Annotated in this window: 14 protein-coding genes; 12 read left to right on the forward strand and 2 right to left on the reverse strand. The window is 47.6% G+C overall.

Going from position 1 to position 17,257, the window contains the following annotated elements; genetic code table 11:
* Window positions 1-12 precede the first annotated feature (12 nt).
* The 4 genes from fdrA to arcC are packed head-to-tail and all read left to right on the forward strand — an operon-like array spanning window position 13 to window position 4,899.
* Window positions 13-1,785, forward strand: a complete 1,773-nt coding sequence (gene fdrA / locus C7R73_RS09590; protein WP_106450378.1) for an acyl-CoA synthetase FdrA — start codon at window positions 13-15, stop codon at window positions 1,783-1,785.
* A gap of 16 nt (window positions 1,786-1,801) precedes the next feature.
* A complete protein-coding gene (locus C7R73_RS09595) occupies window positions 1,802-3,067 on the forward strand; it encodes a YlbE family protein (protein WP_106450305.1) in 1,266 nt (421 codons plus the stop codon).
* Window positions 3,068-3,085: 18 nt separating this feature from the next.
* Window positions 3,086-3,985 carry an oxamate carbamoyltransferase subunit AllH family protein gene (locus C7R73_RS09600; protein WP_161525922.1) on the forward strand — a complete coding sequence of 300 codons (900 nt, stop codon included), beginning with the start codon at window positions 3,086-3,088 and terminating at the stop codon, window positions 3,983-3,985.
* Window positions 3,958-4,899 (forward strand): carbamate kinase, encoded by a 942-nt coding sequence (arcC, locus tag C7R73_RS09605; RefSeq protein WP_106450307.1) that lies wholly within the window; start codon window positions 3,958-3,960, stop codon window positions 4,897-4,899. Before C7R73_RS09600 ends, arcC begins: the two co-directional genes overlap by 28 nt.
* A gap of 187 nt (window positions 4,900-5,086) precedes the next feature.
* Here the strand turns inward: arcC and C7R73_RS09610 are convergent, their stop codons facing one another.
* Window positions 5,087-6,718 (reverse strand): PucR family transcriptional regulator, encoded by a 1,632-nt coding sequence (locus C7R73_RS09610; protein WP_106450308.1) that lies wholly within the window; start codon window positions 6,716-6,718, stop codon window positions 5,087-5,089.
* A gap of 177 nt (window positions 6,719-6,895) precedes the next feature.
* Here C7R73_RS09610 and C7R73_RS09615 point away from each other — a divergent pair, with 177 nt between their 5' ends.
* From C7R73_RS09615 to C7R73_RS09630, 4 genes are all read left to right on the forward strand, one after another.
* Window positions 6,896-8,107, forward strand: coding sequence for a pyridoxal-phosphate-dependent aminotransferase family protein (locus C7R73_RS09615; RefSeq protein WP_106450309.1), 1,212 nt, complete (start codon window positions 6,896-6,898; stop codon window positions 8,105-8,107).
* 261 nt (window positions 8,108-8,368) lie between these two features.
* Window positions 8,369-9,826 (forward strand): allantoin permease, encoded by a 1,458-nt coding sequence (allW, locus tag C7R73_RS09620; RefSeq protein WP_106450379.1) that lies wholly within the window; start codon window positions 8,369-8,371, stop codon window positions 9,824-9,826.
* A 63-nt stretch (window positions 9,827-9,889) separates the two neighbouring features.
* Window positions 9,890-11,314 carry an allantoinase AllB gene (allB, locus tag C7R73_RS09625; RefSeq protein WP_106450310.1) on the forward strand — a complete coding sequence of 475 codons (1,425 nt, stop codon included), beginning with the start codon at window positions 9,890-9,892 and terminating at the stop codon, window positions 11,312-11,314.
* A 259-nt stretch (window positions 11,315-11,573) separates the two neighbouring features.
* Complete coding sequence (locus C7R73_RS09630; RefSeq protein ID WP_106450311.1) at window positions 11,574-12,833, forward strand: MFS transporter; 1,260 nt, start codon at window positions 11,574-11,576, stop codon at window positions 12,831-12,833.
* Between the two features lie 161 nt (window positions 12,834-12,994).
* Here the strand turns inward: C7R73_RS09630 and C7R73_RS09635 are convergent, their stop codons facing one another.
* Window positions 12,995-13,411, reverse strand: coding sequence for a cupin domain-containing protein (locus C7R73_RS09635; protein WP_239992614.1), 417 nt, complete (start codon window positions 13,409-13,411; stop codon window positions 12,995-12,997).
* Window positions 13,412-13,943: 532 nt separating this feature from the next.
* On the opposite strand from C7R73_RS09635, the gene C7R73_RS09640 reads away from it, so the two are divergent.
* The 4 genes from C7R73_RS09640 to C7R73_RS09655 are packed head-to-tail and all read left to right on the forward strand — an operon-like array spanning window position 13,944 to window position 17,167.
* Window positions 13,944-15,323, forward strand: coding sequence for an oxaloacetate decarboxylase subunit alpha (locus C7R73_RS09640; RefSeq protein ID WP_239992619.1), 1,380 nt, complete (start codon window positions 13,944-13,946; stop codon window positions 15,321-15,323).
* Window positions 15,324-15,341: 18 nt separating this feature from the next.
* Entirely contained in the window at window positions 15,342-15,638 is a 297-nt protein-coding gene (locus C7R73_RS09645; RefSeq protein WP_106450312.1) for an OadG family protein, read from the forward strand.
* 34 nt (window positions 15,639-15,672) lie between these two features.
* Window positions 15,673-16,020, forward strand: a complete 348-nt coding sequence (locus C7R73_RS09650) for a biotin/lipoyl-containing protein (RefSeq protein WP_106450313.1) — start codon at window positions 15,673-15,675, stop codon at window positions 16,018-16,020.
* A 16-nt stretch (window positions 16,021-16,036) separates the two neighbouring features.
* Window positions 16,037-17,167 carry a sodium ion-translocating decarboxylase subunit beta gene (locus C7R73_RS09655; protein ID WP_106450314.1) on the forward strand — a complete coding sequence of 377 codons (1,131 nt, stop codon included), beginning with the start codon at window positions 16,037-16,039 and terminating at the stop codon, window positions 17,165-17,167.
* Window positions 17,168-17,257 lie beyond the last annotated feature (90 nt).

Below are 17,257 nucleotides of genomic sequence, written 5' to 3' on the forward strand. Positions count from 1 at the left end.
GAGAGGCAATCAATGTTACACACAATCATCAAATCAAACAGCTACCAGGATTCCATCGTTTTGATGCTGTTGACGAATAAAATCAACACGGTCGCGGGAGTCACAAAAGTTTCCATCATGATGGGTACGCCCGCCAATAAAGATATCTTCAAAACAGGAGGGCTGTACACTCCGGAACTGGAGAAAGCATCGTCGAATGATATGGCTGTCGTCCTGGAAGTGGAAGATGAAGCAGTCATAGCTACAGTCATGGAGGAAATCGATCTTTTCCTGGAGGAACAGGCAAAAGGAAACAGCGGAGCATCAGTAGAAGAGACTGCCCGTACGTGGGACAAAGCCTTGGAAATGGCAAAAGATGCTCAAGTCGCGCTCTTTTCGATCCCTGGCACCCATGCAGCGCTTGAAATCGAGCGCGCGCTTGATGCCGGCAAACATGTCTTCTGTTTCAGCGATAATGTCTCGATCGAAGATGAAAAACGCCTAAAGATGAAGGCACATGAAAAAGGTCTGCTGCTGATGGGGCCGGATTGCGGAACAGGAATCATCAATGGCATTCCATTGGCTTTCACAAATGTCATCAGACCAGGGAAAATAGGCATCGTCGGAGCTTCGGGAACAGGGATCCAAGAAGTTTCCACGCTTATCCATAAATTGGGAGGCGGCGTAACGAATGCAATCGGCACTGGCGGACGCGACCTGAAAGAGAACATCGGCGGTATCACGTTGATGGACGGTATCATCACATTGGAGCAGGACCCGAACACGGAAGTGATCGTCGTCATCTCCAAACCACCGGCAGCCAGCGTCAGGGACAGGGTTCTGGCTTTACTGAGAAAAATTTCCAAACCGGCAGTAACAATCTTCCTGGGCGAAAAACCGACTTATCACGAACCTGATCTTTATCATGCCTATACGTTGGAGGAAGCGGCTGAACTGGCTGTCAAACTGGTGAACAAAGAAACGATCAGCTCCGAGGCTGATGCAGTCGCTGTGCCTGCCGTCAACTTCTCCGATGAGCAAAAATACATCAAAGGCTATTACTCCGGCGGCACATTAGCCAATGAAGCGGCCATGCTGATCAAAGATGGCCTTAGTTTGACCACGGACGCTGAGAAAAAAGAAGGCTACATACTTAAAAATGAAGGTTATGAAGTCCTTGATTTGGGGGACGACATTTATACGCAAGGCAAACCGCACCCGATGATCGATCCGGAAAAACGGATTGAAATGATCAGAAAAGCAGCGGATGATCCGAAGACAGCGGTCATTTTGTTGGATATTGTTTTGGGCTACGGCTCGCACATGGATATGGCCAGCGAATTGGTGCCGGCCATCAAGGAAGCGAAGTCGAAAGCCGCTGCTGAAGGCAGAGAGCTTGCGTTCGTTGCGACGATCGTAGGGACTGATGCTGATCCTCAAGACGGCCAAGCACAACAAAAAGTATTGGAAGATGCTGGAGTTATTATCCGGATGAGTAACAACCAAGCGGTCCGCACGGCTTTGGCGATGCTGGGAATCCATATCCAAGACAACAAAAAGGACCTGAAAGAAATCGATGCCCCTGCATTCACAGAAGAACTAGCGCCTTCACAAGCTATGTTGGACCTTCTGCATGCGAAAGATTTTTTGAATATTGGTCTGCGCAGTTTCTCCGATACCATCCGTGAAAACGGTGGGAAAGCGACGCAATTCGATTGGCGTCCGGTTGCGGGTGGCAACGTCACCTTGCAGAAAGCATTGTATTACTTGAATAATTATAAAACTGAACAAACAGATAGCATATAAGGGAGGAGAAACAAGGATGCATTATCAAACGATTGATGAAGCTAATCAAGCAGTAGCTGCTAAAATTGTTGCTGGATCCCCTTTCTTAGTGGATGTTGTACCAGCAAAATCAGTGATCAAAGAATTTAACGAAGGGAAAGTCCTGCTGCATGCAGGACCACCCATCAAATATGAGCAAATGGTCGACCCGATCCAAGGTGCTTGTGTAGGTGCAGCGCTTTTTGAGGGCTGGGCGGAAAATGAAGCCGATGCCAGAAAATTATTGGAATCTGGAGAGGTTACCTTGATCCCTTGCCATCATGTCAATGCGGTCGGTCCAATGGGCGGGATCACTTCGGCAAATATGGCAGTTCTGATCGTGGAAAACAGGACGGACGGGAACCGTGCCTTCTGTACGATGAATGAAGGGATTGGTGCAGTGCTGCGTTTCGGAGCTTATTCCGATGAAGTAATCACTCGTTTGCGTTGGATGCGCGATGTCTTGGGCCCAACCCTAAGCAAAGCGCTGCAAACCAAACCAGGCGGATTGAACGTGAATGTATTGGTTGCTAAAGCAATCGCTATGGGGGATGAATTCCACCAAAGAAACATTGCCGCATCCTTGGTCTTTTTGAAAGAAATGTCGCCGATTGTCGTCGGATTGGATATGGATCAAAAAGAAAAAGAACAGGTCATGCAATTCTTGGCGGACACGGACCAATTCTTCCTGAACATCATGATGGCAGCCGCTAAAGCTGTCCTGGATGGCGCAAGGACAATCCAAGAGGGAACGATCGTCACAGCAATGTGCCGCAATGGATATGAATTCGGTATCCGCATCGCAGGAATGGGAGATGAATGGTTCACAGGACCGGTCAACACTCCGCAAGGACTTTATTTCTCAGGATTCAGCGAAGACGATGCTGCTCCGGATATGGGGGACAGTGCCATAACTGAGACATTCGGTGTCGGTGGCATGGCGATGATCGCAGCGCCTGCAGTTACGCGTTTTGTAGGCAGCGGTGGATTCCAGGATGCCCTACAGACAAGTAATGAAATGCGTGAAATCTGTATCGACCAGAATCCGAACTTCTCAGTACCAACGTGGGATTTCCAAGGCATCTGCCTAGGCATCGACGCCCGTAAGGTCGTTGAAACCGGCATCACACCGGTCATTAATACCGGCATCGCCAACAAGAAGGCTGGTTTGGGCCAAATCGGAGCCGGAACGGTGCATCCACCGATCGCATGTTTCGAAAAAGCCGTATTGGCTTATGCCAAAAAATTAGGTTTCCAGGAATAACAAAGGGGGATGGTCGCAGTGTTCATAAAGGCAGCTTACCATGACGAACGCTTGACGGACACGCTGCAAAATAAGAGCACTTGGCGCGTCCATAGCCTATTCAATAAAAGTTTGAACATTCAAAGTGCTGATCAGGAAAATTTGATGCTGATAGCAGGTACAGCCTCACCGCGGTTGCCGAAAGCGTTGTATCTTCCGGATGACATGTTGGGGAAACTGGTCGGAACCGTTCAACCCGGCCAACCCGTTTCCATCTCGGACGGTAGGCTAATTTTCGAAGGATGCACTATTGTTGTTGATGGGACACCGCATTATCAGTCCCGCTATGCAACGGAACAAGGTTTGCATCAGGGAAGTTTGCGATATTACGTGGCATCGATGGCGAAAATCGAAAAGTTGAACGGTTTCGATTTCATAATGGCTGACTTGACGCGGGATTCATTTTTAGCGAATACCCCGGAAGGCAATCATTTCCTGCGGCTGTATTCGGGTGACGCGGGCAATAGAACCGAGGCGATAAGTTACTTCATCGGAAGAGGCAAGGGGTTGACGCCGTCCGGTGACGATCTTCTTGTGGGTGCTTTGGCAGCCGATCAGCTTCTGGGGATGCTTCCGGCGGATACGGAAGGCCTCATCAGGAAGCGCTTGTCGCAAACTCCGAAGCCGACTACAACAGTAAGTGAACATTATCTGGCGTGCGCCCTGGATGGTCTTTACAACGAACCCATCCATCGTTTGCTGCATGTTTTGCGGCAGGAAAGTGAAGAAAAAGCCATAGAAGAATGCATCAAACATATAATGGCGATCGGACATACGTCCGGACTGGATATGTTGACAGGCCTTACGGGTGCCCTGTTAGTATGGAACAGATTTGAAGGAGGATACAATCAATGGCAAAAAGAGTTGTCATCGCTCTAGGCGGGAACGCAATCCTGCGCCCGAACCAAGAAGCGACGTTCGATAACCAGATGCACAACATCAAGATGAGTGCGGAGCTGATTGCAAAAATAGAAAAACTGGATTATGAAATCGTAGTGACGCACGGAAATGGTCCGCAAGTAGGGAATATCCTGCGCCAAAATGAGGAAGCGAAGGATATCGTTCCTCAGATGCCGTTGGATGTCTGCAGCGCGGAATCGCAAGGATTCATCGGGTATATGATGGAACAATCTCTGAAAAATGCTTTGAATGAGGAAGAATTGACGAGCGGCGTATTGACGTTATTGACGCAAACGGAGGTATCACCGGATGATCCTGCGTTCGATAATCCTACAAAACCGATTGGAGTCTTCTATTCCGAAGAAGAGGCCGAGTTGTTGTCGGAAGAAAAAGGTTGGGTCATGATGGAAGATGCCGGAAGAGGCTACCGCCGGGTTGTCCCTTCCCCACAACCGCAGAAAATTCATGGCGTGGAGTCCATCCTGAAGTTATTAAAACAAAATACGATCGTAATCGCAGGTGGCGGCGGGGGGATTCCGGTAGTCCGCAACAAAATCGGCCAAATATCAGGAATCGAAGCCGTGATCGATAAAGATCGCACCGGCAAAAAGTTGGCGGAACAATTGGATGCCGATGTATTCATGATGCTGACGGACGTCAGCAATGTCTACATCAATTACGGTAAACCGAACCAAGAAAAACTTGAAGAAATTTCCGTTCTGAAAGCGAAACAATATTTGGATGAAGGCCAGTTTGCGGACGGCAGCATGGGTCCAAAAATGGAGGCAGCCATCGACTTTGCTATGCAAGGTAAAAAAGCTATCATCTGTTCATTGGACCAAGCGGCTGAAGCTTTATCCGGTTTTGCGGGTACGCGCATCGTCAACGGTTAAATAAAGAAACAAAGAACAGGAGGTTGTCTCATTACGAGGCTATCTCCTGTTTTTGTTGTGCGACAAGCACGGCGAAATAGCCCGCCAAAAAGCATTTTTGGCGGGCTGAAATACATTGAATTGCACAGAATAGCCTCCCGAAAATCATCACACTCTATTCAAACGTGTTCTGAATCCCATAAATACTCTATTCGTCGTTCTGGGAGAGTTCCAGGGCTAGTCTTAGGTTCAGACTGAAATTTGGATCATCGATTGGTGATCCGAGTATTTCTTCGCAATGGTTGATTCGGTACTTCACTGTGTTGCGGTGTATGAACATCGCTTTCGACGTGCGCGTGATTTCGCATTGGTAGTCAAGGTAGGTTTTCAGCGTCCGGCGCAATTCAACCATGGCGTCTTCTTCAGGATAGGCCAGTTCGTGCAGAACCGATTGGCAGAAATACTTGATTTCATCCGTCTGCATCCTTTCGAACAGGCTAAGCATGCCTTGCGGGCGATAGTAGCTGATGCGCGGCTGCGTGTCCTTGGCAAATCCCTCGTCGAAAGCTATCTTGGCTTCGATGTAGGAGTTGGCGATCATATCAATTTTTTCATAAGGATGGCCATAAGAGAAAGCCAAGGAAATCGGAAGGACCTTCTCAAGTTCCTCTGCAGTTGTCCGCAAGATGTCATCTATCGCCTCGTTTTTGGACTGCAGCAAAAGCAGTAGGTGGTTTGTGTTTTTCATCGGGAAAAGCAAGGCGTCATGGAAATGGAAGGCCAATGCATCCGTCAGCCACTGGTTGACCAATTGAATTTTTTCCCGGCTCAGCTTATCTTTGAAGATCGAACCCTTTTCATTCCGGCAATTGATGTAGATCACTTGATAATGATGGGAATTGACGATGCCGAAATTTTGGCCAAGGTCGAGCCAATTTTTTTGCTTGAGAGTCGGAGACTGCTGATTCTCTATCAATTGTTTGAAATAGTCGCTGCGGATATCCTGCTTAGATTCTTCCACTTTCAAGTTTTTGTAGATGACGAACGACAGAACCATGGAGGCTTGATCAACTGCGAATTCCGATACGGGATAAGGGATTTGTTCCGGCCTCAAAATGATCAGGTAGTAAGGGAAATAATTGTTCGCACGGATTGGGTAAATGGAAACCTGCATTTCCTGGTTGTCCATATCGGTTATCAGAAAAGAGTCCGTTGCATCCTCGGAAAGATGCGGCTTTTTCTCATGCACTTGCCCCACATAATAATCGGCAGGCTTGCTGGATTGGGAAAAGTGCTTGGAATGGGCGATAACTTGCCTGAAAGGATTCAGCAGGATGACCGGTGTTTTGATCATTTTGCCGAAATCGGAAATGAAGCGTGCAATGCTCGCATCGTTCATCAGCAGGTTCGAGAAGCGTTTCTGGATGTCCAAAGCATAGCTCATCTGTTCTGTTTTTTGGTTCCACAAGTAGTTCAGCATTTGATGGGAGAGTGTCCCCAGTGGTGTGGTGCTTGGAATCTGGATCAAAGGGAAACGCACCGAATTGGCATAATTGATGATGGCATTGTCGATTTCCGGAAGGAAGCGGCCGACTTTTATCCCCAGTCCAGCAGCATTCACACGCATCAAAGAATCGATCAAAGGGATCAAGCCTTGTTGGTCATTTTTATAGCTCATGGCAGTGGTCAGCAAAAAAACATCCTTTGGAATGTAAAAGGCAACGTCAGGCGTCTCGGATATTTCTATGCTTGTCACTGCATGAGACAGATCTGCTCCTGCATTGAGCACTTTGAGATCGGAGAAGCGGGGCAAATCCAACATTTCTTTCATTGTAGTCATTAAAAACCCTCCTAGTGGCTTTAATTTTAATTGAAACCGCCATCATCATCAAGTGTTTATTTGGGCATAACCTACAAATTTCATATTATTTTGTTCATAACATACAATGACATTTTTGCTGAGAATGGTAGGATGTAAGTAAATTATCAGACCAATAATCAATCTGGAGGAATAGTTATGTTCAAAGAAATCATCACACCCATCCGCACCATTATGACACCTGGTCCTGTAGAAGCTCATCCGAATGTACTTCGTGTCATGAGCACGCCTATTTTGGGACAGTTCGATCCAGCATTCTTAGCCATCATGGATGAAGTGCAAGAAATGATCAAAATTCCGTTTGGAACAAAAAATGAGCAGGCTTTTGCCATCGATGGCACATCGCGTTCAGGGCTGGAAGCTGCGTTTATCGGGCTGATTGAGCCCGGAGACAAAGTGCTGATTCCTGCATACGGGCGCTTCGCGTATTTGTTGGGCGAAATCTGCGAACGCGCGAAAGCGCAAGTGACTTACTTGGAAAAAGACTGGGACAGTGTCTTTGAAGAAGATGCGATCATCGCAGAAATCAAAAGGGTCAATCCTAAAATAGTCGCACTCGTTCATGGGGAAACAGCGAACGGCCAGATGCAACCGCTGGAAAAAATCGGTAAATTTTGCCAAGAGAACGACGTGTTTTTTGTGGTCGATACAGTCGCCACTTATGGTGGAGCACCCGTGAAGGTGGATGAATGGGGCATAGATATCGCCATCGCAGGCACCCAGAAATGTGTGAGCGTGCCATCCGGGTTGTCTTTGATCACCTATAACGACCGTGTGGAGAAGGTTTTGACAGCGCGCTACCAGAAGGAACTTGGTCTGAGCAAAGATTTCCGCAATGACCGCCACATCAGCAGCAATTACTTGGACTTGAGCCAACTGCAACGCTACTGGAACAAAGAACGCATCAACCACCATACCGAAGCAACCAGCATGATCTACGCACTGCACGAAGGCCTGCGGATGATGATCCAGGAAGGCATCGAGAACGGTTATGAACGGCATAGCCAAAATGACCGCGCCATTCAGGCTGGTATTGAAGCGATGGGCTTGGAAATCTTCGGTGACCGCAAAACGAAAATGCCGACGGTTACGCCTATCCTGATTCCTGAAGGTGTCGACGGTGATGCGGTACGCAATACATTGTTGCATGATTTCGGTGTCGAAATCGCTTCTTCATTCGGTCCATTGCAAGGGAAAGTCTGGAGAATCGGCAATATGGGCTTCAGCAGCCGCAAGGAGAATGTATTGCACGTGCTGGCTGCTTTCGAAGCGGCACTCCTGTTCCACAGGGCAGACATCAACCGCGGGGAAGCCGTCTTGGCGGCTCTGCGTGAGTATAACCAAAAATAGACAGATCCCAGTACTATAATGAAGGAACGACCAGGGTGGGGAATCCGCCCGGGCCGTTCCTTGCATTGTTTGAAGAACATCAGTAGCCATCAGATAACTTGAAAAGATGGTTGTCTGTTGTGCACAAGCGAAAAAATCACTTTGTACATCTCTTCCGATGTAAACGTTTTTAAGCCCGGTTACAATAAGCTTATCAATGATTGATAGCGATTACAAAGTTAGGGAGGTTATTACATGCAAGCAAGCAATGAGGAAGTGAAAATGCAAGAAACTGATCTTTTTGTCAGTGATGCACAAGTCGAAGAATTAAAGAAACGCGGTTATAATGAAGACGTCGTTCCAAAAACGGCGGAAAAAAGGAATATGAACGCAAAGAACTATTTCACACTTTGGATGGGATCGGTTCATAATATTCCGAATTATACGGCTGTTGGGGGATTCCTGTTCCTGGGTCTGTCGCCAATCAATGTTATGTTAGCTCTTATCGTCAGTTCTTTGGCAGTCAGTGCCTTTATGGTCTTCAACGGCAGAGCAGGATCGAAATACGGGATACCGTTTGCGATGCATTTGCGTTCAACCTATGGGGATCTGGGAGCCAAACTTCCTGGATTCTTGCGTGGCGGGGTAGCAGCCATCGCATGGTTCGGACTTCAGAATTATGCGGGGTCGTTGGCTTTGCTGATTTTGATAAGCAAGTTCTGGCCGGGATTTTTGAATATCGGTGGAGATTTCAATTTCTTCGGAATTGATCTTCCAGGCTTGATCACCTTCACCATTTTCTGGGCAATCAACGTTCTGATCGGTCTTGGCGGAGGAGGCGTGCTGAACAAATTCACTGCCATCCTGAATCCGCTGATCTACATCGTGTTCGGCGGCATGGCCATCTGGGCGATCAGAGTTGGCGGCGGCATGGGCAACATTTTGGCCTATACGCCATCCGGTGACAGTGTTCAAGGATATGCGCCTTTACTGGCCTATTTCATCATCATCAATTCCGTCATTTCCGTTTGGGCAGCTCCGGGGGCAAGCGTATCCGACTTTACGCAGAACGCCACTTCGACGCGCGACCAGTCGATTGGACAAACCGCTAGCCTTTTGGTTGCGTACTTGATTTTCGCATTATCCAGCGTCGCCATTCTGATCGGCGGATCCATCCACTTTGGAGTACAGGAATGGAACGTGCTGAACATCGTGAACAAGTGGGAAAGCGTCCCTGCAGCGGCATTAGCTGTAGTCGTGTTCCTGATGACTACCGTCTCAACGAATGCAACCGGTAACATTATTCCGGCCGCATATCAACTGTCGGCTTTGTTCCCTAAGTCTGTTGACTATAAGAAGGGCGTTCTGATCGCTTCCGTCATTAGCTACGTCATCATGCCATGGAAATTGATGGAAAATTCCGCGAGCATTTTCGCTTTCCTGAACATCATCGGCGCTGTTTTGGGTCCTGTAGCGGGTGTCATGTTGGCCCACTATTATTTCGTCAAGAAACAGAAAATCGATATAGACGCTTTGTATATGGATTTCAGCAAAGATAATTCGCAAAATCCGTATAAGGGCATAAATATAGAAGCCTACATCGCCACAATCGCAGCTTTGTTGATTTCCGTGAGCGGACAGTTTATTCCTGCTCTGCAGATGATCTCCAATCTGTCTTGGTTGATCGGAGCAGCTTTGGCCTTCGGTATCTATCTGATGCTGAAGAGGGGAAAAAAATAGTTTCATCCAACTTTTGGTTTTAAAATTATTGATATAAATCATTTATTATTAGGAGGAAAAAGTATGAGTTACGATTTACTGATCAAAAATGGTTTGGTTATCCTGGATAATGGTGAAATTGAAACAGATGTAGCCATCCAAGATGGTAAAATAGCAGCTATTGGCAGCGATTTGGGTGACGCAACCGAAGTCATCGATGCTAAAGGTCTTGTTGTCAGCCCTGGTATGGTGGATGCGCATGTGCATATCACAGATCCAGGCGGCAGCTATCGTGACGACTGGGAAGGCTACCTGACAGGAACAAAAGCTTGTGCCAAAGGCGGCGTAACGTCCTTCATGGAAATGCCTTTGAACCAAGTTCCAGCCACAGTGGATGCCAGAACATTGCAGATCAAAGTGGATGCTGGCCAAAATAAACTCACAGCAGACGTAGCATCTTTCGGTGGATTGGTTCCTTTCAACATCGAAGGCGGAATCCAAGAGTTGGATGAAGGCGGCGTTGCAGCCTATAAATGCTTCATGGCTACTTGTGGCGATCGTTCGATTGAAGGCGACTTCATGAACGCGGACGATTACACGCTGTATGAAGGCATGAGACAGATTGCCAAAACCGGCAAAGTGTTGGCGATCCATGCTGAAAATGCGACAATCACAGACAGATTGGGAGAGATTGCTTACAAAAACGGCGAAACGACGCTGAAAGCTTATGTAGCAAGCCGCCCTGTCTTCACTGAAGTGGAACCGATCAGACGCGCCATCTTGTTCGCAAAAGAAACAGGCTGCCGTATCCACATTTGCCATGTAGCTTGTCCGGAAGGCGTTGAAGAAGTTACGAGAGCCCGCAATGAAGGCGTTGATGTGACTTGCGAAACATGCACTCACTATCTGTACTTCGATACTTCTGAATTGGATGAAATCGGGCCGATCGTCAAGTGCTCGCCTCCAATCCGTGACAAAGAAAACCAAAACGGCATGTGGGAAAAATTATTGGCTGGCGAAATTGCCTTCGTTACTTCCGATCACTCTCCATGTACCCCTGATCTGAAGGACAAAGAGAATGCCTTTGAAGCTTGGGGCGGTATCGCAGGCGTTCAGAACAACGTCGATGTGTTGTTTGATGAAGGCGTTCAGAAACGCGGCATGTCCTTGAGATTATTTGCCGACATCATCGCTGCAAATCCGGCAGAACGTTTCAACTTGAGTTCAAAAGGCCACATCGCAATCGGCAAGGATGCTGACATCGTTCTGATCAAACCGAATGCGCCTTACACATTAAAAACAGAAGATTTAGAGTACAAGAACAAAATCAGCCCATACGTCGGACGCGAAATCGGGGCGCAAGTAGCAAGAACGATTCTGCGCGGCGAAACGGTCTACAGTCTGGAAGATGGCGTTTCGGATACTCGTTCGGGAGAATTCGTCTTCGTCAACGGCGAGACGGCCTTCAGCTCGGATACCCGTTCAGAGGAATTCGTTTCCGTCAAATAAGGCAAAAAAAGGATCCAGGGTTGGCGCCCGGATCCTTTTTTGCGTTGTCAATGGATTCCTGATGCGCCATCTGCTTGGTCACTCTAAACAAATTAGCGCATATTATTGTATGGAATGTACAGGGTTAGTGCGGCCGTAAATGCTTATAATGGAAACAGTCAGAGAAGAAATGGAAGGGCTTACCGTCATGCTTGGGGAGTATCTTGGAAGTCATGGCCATAATCATGAGATGCAATAATAAGTGATGGAGGAGAATCATATGAGTGAGACTGAAGCAACAAAAGAAGTAGAAGTAGTATCAAAAAAACGAGTGGAATACTGGAAACAAATCATTTATGTCATGACAGCCGGCTGGATAGCTATCTGGGTTTATCGCACAGCATTAGCGCCTATTTATCCTGAAATCAGTACTTATTTTGGGGGAGCAACGGATTCACAACTGGGTTCCATCTCAAGTTTTTATTTCCTGGGTTACGTTTTGATGCAGATCCCTTCCGGTCTGTTGGTGGATCGTTTCGGGAAGAAGACCATCCTGATTCCAGGTTTCCTATTGTTCGGATTGGGGACTATGGTTGTGGGCATGGCGGATACCTTGTTGGTCGTATATATCGGAAGTGTGTTGGCTGGAATCGGGTGCGGTACCTACTACGGCGTGGCCTATTCCTTGACAGCAGAACATGTGCCTAGTTCCAGAAAAAGCTTAGCAACCGCCATCGTAAACAGTGGCACGGCAGTCGGCAGTGGAATCGGTATGATCTCATCCAGTTACTTTGTCGCACAAATGGGCTTGCCTTGGCAATACATGATGTTCTTTACGTTCATCCTGATCATCACGATGGTTTTCATCTTCTGGAAATTCATCAAAGGCAATAAAGAGAGCGAAGCACTCATTTCGCAAACGAAAATGATCACGGAAACTCCGCAAGAAAAAACGTCATTCAAGGCTTTGATGCGTCCTCAGATGTTGGGCGCGTATTGTCTTTACTTTGCCACTTGTTACGCTTACTATCTTACAGATACATGGCTGCCTAACTTCTTGTCGACCGAAAGAGGGTTTGAGGGAGCAACAATCGGCTTGGCTTCATCGATGGTATTTTTCGCGGCTATCCCGGGTGCCTTGTTCTTCAGTCGGATCGCGGATAAATTCAGTCATAAAAAAATCAGTTTGATCATCTTTTTGGAAATAGTCGCAGCAATCATGCTGTTCTTGGCAGTTCAGGCACCGAACCAATTTCTATTGATGGTTGGCCTGATTTCCTATGGATTTTTCGGCAAGCTTGCCGTTGAGCCGATCATCATTTCGTGGTTGGGCGAGCATGCACCAAAACGGGGCATCGCTACGACGCTAGGATTCTTTAATTTCTTTGGGATGAGTTCTTCAGTTATCGTTCCCTCGCTGACAGGGGCGATTTCAGATGCGACCGGCTCAAAGGTTTATGCCTTTTACTTATCCGTGATCATCATCCTTGTCGGGACGACTATCTTCTACTTGGTGAACGGAAGGACAAAGAAAATCTAAAATGATAAAAGAAAGGTCTGTAGTATGAGCGAGCGTGCTCATACTACAGACCTTTCTTTTATATGCTTGAATTTGACGAATAGAAATGCAGTAAAAGGAAGACTGGGATAGGTATCCAAATTCAGGGGCCGCCCCAATATGGGACAGCCCCTGATCAAACATTATTCTTCATGCGAAATGAAATCCATCGGCATAGGTCCTGCAACACCTATAAAAACAAACCGTTCATTGCCGGTGTTGACCATTCCGTGTTGTTGTCCCCGCTCGGAGAAAATGATGTCACCCTTCGTGATTTCTACAGCTTCTCCAAATCCTGGATAAAAAGTGCCTGTACCTTGTATGCAAATCCAGATGTCATCAGAAGTAGAGTGCGAATGATTTACTACTTTTTGACCGGGTTCCAAGCACCAGACAGCCCCAGCCATGAAATCTGTTTCATAAAAGATGGTCTTTTTACCAGCATCAGGATCGAATTGAACGACCTCATCCAATCTGAACAACCGCTCCTTGATCTTTGATTGATTCGATTGCTTTATCTCAATCGCTTCCATTTCAGAAATGCTTCCTTTTGTTTCCATATCAACCGCTCCTTGTCTGTAATGTATATTGAAATAACCGATTCAATTCCACTGTGTTCAGATAATCACAAATGAAATATGACCTTAGTATAGCAAGGGGATAAAGCGCTAACAATGCAGTGTTTTCATAAAAAATAAAATTACTTAGCCATTTTGCACAAGAGAATCCCAAATGGATTGTTGGTTGTTCATAAGATGTGCCGGGATTCGGCATATGTGGACAAAAAAACCCAAAGTACCTTTGCTCAAGCTGGATTGACTCTCTGTTATTACTACTAATTTTTATCTACAGATTGAATTATTGGTCAATTTAGTGTAAGCTAGTCTTATGGAAAACGCTTACAAAGTCCGGGGGGTTTCAGAAATTCCTGATGATCGAGGAGGGATTTCAAAAGATTCGGATTGATAAAAAAATCACGAAAAACACGTTGCAATGCTGGCACCAAAGAAAAGAATGGATGTGATCGGATTGGAAAAAGGAAAGAAAGTGCTTTTTACTGAGACCGTTCTGCGCGATGCGCATCAGAGTTTGATGGCGACACGCATGTCTACGGCCGACATGCTCCCTATCGTGGAGAAAATGGATGAAGCCGGGTATTACGCGCTCGAGTGCTGGGGCGGCGCCACCTATGATGCGGCCATCCGTTTTCTGCATGAAGATCCGTGGGAAAGACTGCGGCAAATCCGAAAGCGCGCTCCCCATGCGAAACTGCAGATGCTGCTTCGGGGACAGAATCTGATCGGATACCGCCACTATGCGGATGATATCGTGGATCGTTTTGTCGGCAAAGCCGTCGAGAACGGCATCGATATTTTTCGGATTTTTGATGCCTTGAATGACACGCGAAACTTGAAAGCATCATTGGAAGCTGTCAAAAAATATGGCGCCCATGCACAACTGACAATCTGTTATACCATCAGCGATGTCCACACCATCCCATTTTACACCGATTTGGCCAAGGAATTGACCGAAATGGGTGCGGACTCGATCTGCATCAAGGATATGGCCGGCATATTGACGCCGAAAGTAGCCAAAGAGCTTATTCCGGCCATCAAAGCTGTGATCGATGTGCCTTTGAACATCCATACGCATGCCACCAGCGGCGTTTCGCAGATGACCTATATGGCCGCAATTGAAGCGGGTGCGGACATCATCGACTGCGCCATTTCCCCTTTTGCGGAAGGGACGAGTCAACCACCAACAGAATCGATGGCGCTGGTGTTGGAGGAGCTGGGGTACAGTACGGGCTTGGACATCGCCAAATTGGAAAAAATCGCGGATTATTTCAAACCGATCCGCGATAAGTACATCGCTTCGGGTGTGCTTGATCCGAAAATGCTGTCGGTCGATCCCAAAGCACTGATCTATCAAGTGCCGGGTGGGATGCTGTCGAATTTGAATTCGCAACTTAAGCAGGCAAAAGCCAGTGATAAGTACGAGGCCGTGTTGCGGGAAGTGCCCCGTGTCAGAGCGGACTTAGGCTTTCCGCCATTGGTCACACCGATGAGCCAGATGGTCGGCACTCAGGCTGTTTTCAATGTCCTGACGGGAGAACGCTACAAGATGGTACCGAATGAAGTGAAGGATTATCTGCACGGAAAATACGGTAAGACACCGGTACCGGTGAACGATAATTTCAGGCGCAGTATCATCGGGGATGATGCCGTCATCACGGATCGCCCGGCGGATCATCTGGAGCCGGAGTTCGCAAGATTGAAGGCGGAGTTGGGTGACTTGGCGCGGACGGATGAGGACGTGTTGACTTATGCATTATTCCCTCAAGTCGGTAAAGCGTATCTGCAGGAAGTCTACTATCCAACTATCCCTGAGGAAAAAGCCGACAAAAAGGCACCATCTTCAGTCGAAACGCCGGAAGCAGTTATTCGGATCCAGGCCCGGTATCGCAGTTAAAAGGAAGAGGTGAAGGAAATGGAAACATTCAATTTAGGAGATGGTCTGATTGTCACCATTGTTGCGATGATCGTTGTGTTTGCCGTATTGGCAACTCTTTGGTTCTTGGTCGAACTGGTCCATAAGCTAGTCGGGGAACCTGCACAGGCAGCTATAGCACCGATTCACCACGAAGATGATTTACAGCCCGTTCTGCAGGAGCCGGGTGTGGATGAACAACGCGCCAAAGTTGCGGCGATAATGGCATTGGTCGCGGCATATGAGGCACATCCGGCCAAAAAATTTGAAATTATTGATGTAACGCGTATTAAATAAATGCCATCTGCTGATTGTAAAGGGAGGATTTATTATGAAGAAGTATGAAATCGAAATCGACGGGCAAGTGTATCATGTCAAGGTGAGGGAGTTGCCGGATGATGCAGTCATGACAGAGCAACCTAAGACGGACAGCGGCAGAAGCACTGCTGATGCTGTATCCGAAACGGAAGGAAAAACAATGTTGGCGCCGCTGGCCGGAACCATATTGCGCATCCTCGTCAAAGAGGGTCAAAAAGTCAAAAAAGGTGAAAATCTCATCATCCTCGAAGCCATGAAAATGGAGAATGAAATCGTTGCGGATGAGGATGGCGTCATCAGAAGCATTCTGGTGAAAGCGAATGAAAGCGTCGAATCCGACCAACCGTTGTTGATTCTCTAGAAGAGGAGGGATTCCTATGATTCAAGCTTTGACGGATCTGATCCGGATGTCCGGATTGGTTAATCTTACGTATAAAGAAATCATTATGATCATCATTGCCTGCATTTTCCTCTATTTGGCCATCAAGAAGGGGTATGAGCCTTACTTGCTGCTTCCGATTGCGTTTGGCATCCTGTTGGTGAATCTGCCGTTGGCCGGATTGATGACGCCGCCTACCGAAAGCGAACCGGGAGGGCTGATTTATTATCTCTACCAAGGGACGAATTTGGGCATCTATCCGCCGCTGATTTTTCTCTGCTTAGGGGCAGCGACTGATTTTGGGCCGCTCATCGCCAATCCAAAAACGCTGTTGTTGGGCGGGGCGGCGCAGTTCGGCATCTTTGCGGCATTCTTCGGGGCCTTGGCCTTGGGGATGACGCCCCAGGAAGCGGCATCCGTCGGCATCATCGGTGGAGCGGACGGGCCGACTGCCATCTATTTGACGACAAAATTGGCCAACCATCTCTTGTCGGTCATCGCCCTGGCGGCCTATTCCTATATGGCCTTGGTTCCCCTCATCCAGCCGCCGATCATGCGCCTGTTGACGACCGAAAAAGAGCGGCAGACTGTCATGAAGCAGATGCGCGTAGTGTCCAAAAACGAACGCATCCTGTTCCCGATCGTCACCACGATTTTCGTCAGCTTGGTCGTCCCGTCAGCCACTGCGCTTGTGGGGATGCTGATGCTGGGTAATCTGATCCGGGAAAGCGGTCAGGTTCCGAAACTGACGGAAACGCTGCAGAATGCCATGATGTACACCATCACCGTCATCCTGGGCGTAACCGTTGGAGCCAAGGCGAACGGCGAGCTCTTCCTTTCACTAATCACGATAAAAATAATCATTCTGGGGCTGTTCGCCTTTGCTGTAGGTACTGCAGGCGGCGTACTGATGGGGAAATTGATGTACAAACTGACGAACGGCAAAGTTAACCCGTTGATCGGGGCAGCCGGCGTTTCGGCCGTTCCTATGGCTGCGCGGGTCGTGCAGAAAGAAGGCATCAAATACAACCCTTCCAATTACTTGCTGATGCATGCGATGGGGCCTAATGTGGCAGGTGTCATCGGTTCGGCTGTCGCGGCCGGGGTCCTGCTGGCTTTCTTCGGCTGAAAATGAATCATTAAAAAAATCTCCTTCTGATTCCATGTCAGAGGGATTTTTTTATTGTTTCATGGCTGTTCGATTGCTAAATCCATCTAT

The sequence above is a fragment of the Trichococcus alkaliphilus genome (assembly GCF_003008695.1).
GTDB classification, from domain to species: domain Bacteria; phylum Bacillota; class Bacilli; order Lactobacillales; family Aerococcaceae; genus Trichococcus; species Trichococcus alkaliphilus.

Excerpts from the sequence above, each read along its gene's own strand:
- fdrA (WP_106450378.1), top strand. The coding sequence starts at position 13 with ATGTTACACACAATCATCAAATCAAACAGCTACCAGGATTCCATCGTT.
- C7R73_RS09595 (WP_106450305.1), top strand. The coding sequence starts at position 1,802 with ATGCATTATCAAACGATTGATGAAGCTAATCAAGCAGTAGCTGCTAAA.
- arcC (WP_106450307.1), top strand. The coding sequence starts at position 3,958 with ATGGCAAAAAGAGTTGTCATCGCTCTAGGCGGGAACGCAATCCTGCGC.
- C7R73_RS09610 (WP_106450308.1), bottom strand. The coding sequence starts at position 6,718 with ATGACTACAATGAAAGAAATGTTGGATTTGCCCCGCTTCTCCGATCTC.
- C7R73_RS09615 (WP_106450309.1), top strand. The coding sequence starts at position 6,896 with ATGTTCAAAGAAATCATCACACCCATCCGCACCATTATGACACCTGGT.
- allW (WP_106450379.1), top strand. The coding sequence starts at position 8,369 with ATGCAAGAAACTGATCTTTTTGTCAGTGATGCACAAGTCGAAGAATTA.
- allB (WP_106450310.1), top strand. The coding sequence starts at position 9,890 with ATGAGTTACGATTTACTGATCAAAAATGGTTTGGTTATCCTGGATAAT.
- C7R73_RS09630 (WP_106450311.1), top strand. The coding sequence starts at position 11,574 with ATGAGTGAGACTGAAGCAACAAAAGAAGTAGAAGTAGTATCAAAAAAA.
- C7R73_RS09635 (WP_239992614.1), bottom strand. The coding sequence starts at position 13,411 with ATGGAAACAAAAGGAAGCATTTCTGAAATGGAAGCGATTGAGATAAAG.
- C7R73_RS09640 (WP_239992619.1), top strand. The coding sequence starts at position 13,944 with ATGGCGACACGCATGTCTACGGCCGACATGCTCCCTATCGTGGAGAAA.
- C7R73_RS09645 (WP_106450312.1), top strand. The coding sequence starts at position 15,342 with ATGGAAACATTCAATTTAGGAGATGGTCTGATTGTCACCATTGTTGCG.
- C7R73_RS09650 (WP_106450313.1), top strand. The coding sequence starts at position 15,673 with ATGAAGAAGTATGAAATCGAAATCGACGGGCAAGTGTATCATGTCAAG.
- C7R73_RS09655 (WP_106450314.1), top strand. The coding sequence starts at position 16,037 with ATGATTCAAGCTTTGACGGATCTGATCCGGATGTCCGGATTGGTTAAT.